This is a genomic window from Acinetobacter sp. YH16044, assembly GCF_013417145.1.
Lineage (GTDB): Bacteria > Pseudomonadota > Gammaproteobacteria > Pseudomonadales > Moraxellaceae > Acinetobacter > Acinetobacter amyesii.
This window is the reverse complement of record NZ_VPEK01000086.1, coordinates 1-3,955: the sequence shown is the minus strand read 5'-3', so window position 1 is coordinate 3,955 and position 3,955 is coordinate 1. Positions and strand designations below refer to the sequence as shown.

Below are 3,955 nucleotides of genomic sequence, written 5' to 3'. Positions count from 1 at the left end.
CTTTTGCTTTTTCTTAAAGTCACGCAAGTATTAACCAAAAAATTGCCCCAACGAACTGAGCGAAAGCGAAGTTCAATAGAGTTTGAGCGAAGCGAAAACCAAGGGCAATTTTTCAATTTGCTCTTTTTAAATATATTTTAAATATTTTAAATCTTTTCAGTCCCCTGTATGCCTTATACAGTAAGGGTTTTAAAGCTTAACTATGACGGATTGACTACTAACTATGACGGATTGACTACTAACTATGACGGATTGACTACTTAACTATGACGGATTGACTACTAACTATGACAAGTATATATTTGTCATATATTAAAAATTAATGGTTTTATTTTGAATAAAAATCACGTTGTAAAATCAAATCAAGTAATAGAAGCCTCATATCAATTAAGTGCCGTAGAGCAACGAATTGTCTTAGCTGCCATTTCACGGATTCCAAAAAATCAGCCTATTACAGATGATGAGCTATATCCTGTTAGTATCAATGAGTTAAGGCAATTAGGTGTACATGAAAAAACTGCATACAGAGATTTAAAGGAAGGTATTAATAGACTCTATGAACGATCTATTAACCTCAGTATTGATGACAAGTCTATAAAAATGCGATGGGTACAAGAAGTTCAATTTCTAGATAGTCAAAGTGTCATTGGTATTCGTTTTTCAAAACCAATTCTGCCTTTCATATCTAATCTAAGTAGAGAATTCACCAAATATGCCCTGTCAGACATCGCTGGAATAAATAGTGGGTACGGTATTCGTATTTATGAGCTACTTGTTCAATATCGACAAATAGGTAAGCGTGAAATTTCAGTTGAGAATTTGCGGACAATGCTTGAGCTTGGTAAAAAGTACCCTTTATTCGCAGATTTCAAGAAACGAGTAATTGATACTGCTATAGACCAAATAAACGAATGCAGCCCTTTAAATGTCACTTATGAACAGAAAAAGACTGGTCGTAAAGTTACTAGTATTATTTTTTCATTTAAAGAAAAGACTAAGAGTATTAGTCATCCGAATACAGATGTACCTAAAGAATTTTATAAACTAACAGATGCTCAAATTAATATGTTTGGAAATCAACTTTCTCGTTTACATGAACTATCACATCTAGCACAGCAAGGTGAAAGCTATGATGATTTAGCTATAACAATTAAAGATATGTTGAGAGATCCAAAACAGCAAAAACAGTTTTTACCTTATCTAAAAAACTTAGGCTTTAAACTTTGAGTTTATTGGAGAATACACTTATTGTATTCTCCAATACGTATCGTTAATACACAGTAATACAATATGAAAACAAGTACAAAATACAGTGTTAGTGATGCTGCAACACTGTATAAAAAATCTCGGGCCACACTCTACAAAGATATAAAAAACGGAGTATTAAGTCGTGATCATGATGGTTCTATCGACTTTTCAGAATTACTTCGTGTCTATGGTGAGCCTTTTGGTGGAACAAACTCAAAACGTCTTGATACGTCTCCAAGACAAAACATTGATACACCTGAATACACTGATAATACAGTTGTTGAACTCAAAAATCAGATTGAGTTTTTAAAGAAACAGTTGGAAAAAGCAGAAGATCGGGAAACGAAGGCAAATGCTCGTATTGACACGCTACTTACACTTATTGAAATGAAGCCACCACACGCCAATATAAGCACGTTTACAGAGCAGCAATCTGACCAGGATATAGCAACAGATCCTCGGTCAAAAAAACCAAATGAGGGCGGATTGACTACTCAAGAAATTAAACGCATTCCAGTGCCGGAGCATATTGAACCAGAGCCTGAAAAAAGGGGCTTCTGGAGCCGTTTTTTCAAGCCCTATGGGTGATAGGACTATTTAATCAGACTAATCAAAACCGTGGAACATTGATTGTTTTTTGATCGTGAAACATGAAAAATCATAAAAAAAGCCCGAACAGGGATGCTCGGGCTATAAACTAGAAACTACAGCGTTGAATTATAAGGATAATTATACAGCATTTCGTATAACGTGTATTATGTTAATTTTAGAGAAAGTTAAAAATATGAGAAAAGAGTTAAGAGAAATATTTATTCATGGATGTAATGAAAAAATTGACAAAAAAGGAGATAGCGTAGGTTTATCTTTCTATGCTTTTTTCAAGAATAAGAATGATAATCCTGAGCTTTTAATGGAAGCAGCCAATTGGTGGATCATGCAACATAAATTAGATCATTTCGAAAAAGCCGTAAAAATTAAAGCTCTTGTTTTAAGTGAGTCTTCGCCTGACTTAACATAATGGCGGTTATACGAAACTTAGATGTTAGAACCCATTTAAATTAATGAGTTATTGAATAAGTGAAACCCTCTAAGTAGACTTTTAGAAGGTTGTAAATCTAGGGAAAAGGCTAAAGATGCCGTTGATTGAGTATTACGGTCTGCTATTTGAATGGCACGATAAAAAAATGGAAATAGTCTATCGAGGGCGTGAAATTACTTTTGAAGAAGTATGTAGCGTTTTTCTTGATCCAGAGCTGATGTCCTTTGACGATCTTGGTCATTATGACGAGCAACGGCTAATATCAATTGGTCTGAGTAATCGTGGTAGACTACTAACAGTGGTTTGGGTTGAACGTGGTGATGTTGCAAGAATCATTACTGGCTTTGAGCCATCGCACAATCAAAAGCGGAGGTATAACCATGCAAAATGAATTAGAACGTTATAAAAATTTTGACCCTACCAATGCGCCAGTAGTAAAACCAAATTTTGTGAAAAAATTACAAGAACGCCATGCCACTGCTCAAGCAAAGGCTTTTGATGCAGATGTTGTAACTTGGCTAAGCTCTCAAGATAATGAAACAAAACAGCATATTAACGATATGGTTCGTCATATCATGGCTTTGAAACGTGTTTAATTAAAATTTAGCTCGATACTTTGAAACATGGCTAAAGCCATGTTTCAAAGTCGGGCAACTTTGCGCTTGCTGTAATTTGCTTAGCAATGAGAAAAACCAAGCAAAGTACCGATCATCTAGTATTTTTCAGGATCATTAATGAATTTGCATTTCTCATAAAGCTTTTTCGTCCGCTTACGCTTGATAATGAAGTAGGTCGAAATTTTAATGTTGCTCAGTCGTTCGTAGACATTCACTCGGCATCTTACGATACATCTAGCTATACATATTAGTTATAACAAATTAAAATTAATTAATTTTTACTTAAATATGAATATTATGAAAATACTAATTCTACTTTTTTCATTTACTATTTTATCTACTTCTACCTTAGCAAATAAATACGACTGGACATATATCCCACCGCCAAGTGTTAATTTTCAAAGTTACTCTCAAGGAAATCAGCAACTTCAAAATGGTTTAAATGCTATGGCTGATGCCGTAGTTAATTATGCTAATAAAAAACAAAATAACAGTACTACTTCTTATAATAATGTTGGTAACTTCACATATGGGAGTGATGGTAGTTCTTATTACAATACAGAAGATCGTTCTTACGGTTCAAATGGTTATACTTATTACCAAATAAATGAAAATAATGGCTATGGTTCAAATGGTTCCGTATACAACAGCGTCGGGGATTATCTTTATATAACTCAGCCTGACGGTAGAAAATTTGTTTGTTATCAATCTAGTGTGAATACACAGTGCAAAGAGAATTAATGTTCGACTCTTTGAAATATGGCTTTAGCCATGTTTCAAAGTCGGGCAACTTTGCGCTTGCTGTAATCTGATCAGTAATGAGAAAAACCAAGCAAAGTACCGATCAACTAGTATTTTTTAGGGTCGATCTGACACCAGTCATACGTTTTTTCTTTGACATTATTCGGTTCAAATGAGTAACACGGCTTTTTAGTCATAATTCTGACTAATGTTTTCCCATCATGCTCCTCGATTTGTAACGGATATTTTTTTAGTACAGCCATATCTGCTCTACGTGCATCAATTTCGTCTTTGCTTGGTATGTATAAGA

6 protein-coding genes and 1 pseudogene are annotated in these 3,955 nt (G+C 34.3%); 6 read left to right on the top strand and 1 reads right to left on the bottom strand.

The window, feature by feature from the left end; genetic code table 11:
• Window positions 1-333 precede the first annotated feature (333 nt).
• The 6 genes from repM (at window position 334) to FTV38_RS16820 (ending at window position 3,645) form a co-directional block, all read left to right on the top strand.
• Entirely contained in the window at window positions 334-1,227 is an 894-nt protein-coding gene (repM, locus tag FTV38_RS16845) for a replication initiation protein RepM (RefSeq protein ID WP_057048785.1), read from the top strand.
• Window positions 1,228-1,290: 63 nt separating this feature from the next.
• Complete coding sequence (locus tag FTV38_RS16840) at window positions 1,291-1,836, top strand: plasmid replication DNA-binding protein (protein WP_180022999.1); 546 nt, start codon at window positions 1,291-1,293, stop codon at window positions 1,834-1,836.
• A gap of 196 nt (window positions 1,837-2,032) precedes the next feature.
• Window positions 2,033-2,266 (top strand): DUF6500 family protein, encoded by a 234-nt coding sequence (locus tag FTV38_RS16835; protein ID WP_180012408.1) that lies wholly within the window; start codon window positions 2,033-2,035, stop codon window positions 2,264-2,266.
• A gap of 115 nt (window positions 2,267-2,381) precedes the next feature.
• A complete protein-coding gene (locus tag FTV38_RS16830) occupies window positions 2,382-2,678 on the top strand; it encodes a BrnT family toxin (protein ID WP_180015727.1) in 297 nt (98 codons plus the stop codon).
• A complete protein-coding gene (locus tag FTV38_RS16825) occupies window positions 2,668-2,883 on the top strand; it encodes a hypothetical protein (protein WP_111886106.1) in 216 nt (71 codons plus the stop codon). Before FTV38_RS16830 ends, FTV38_RS16825 begins: the two co-directional genes overlap by 11 nt.
• Before the next feature lie 318 nt (window positions 2,884-3,201).
• Window positions 3,202-3,645 (top strand): hypothetical protein, encoded by a 444-nt coding sequence (locus FTV38_RS16820; protein WP_179991656.1) that lies wholly within the window; start codon window positions 3,202-3,204, stop codon window positions 3,643-3,645.
• Window positions 3,646-3,752: 107 nt separating this feature from the next.
• On the opposite strand, the pseudogene FTV38_RS17955 reads toward FTV38_RS16820, so the two are convergent.
• Window positions 3,753-3,955, bottom strand: a pseudogene (locus tag FTV38_RS17955) (hypothetical protein); the annotation flags it as partial.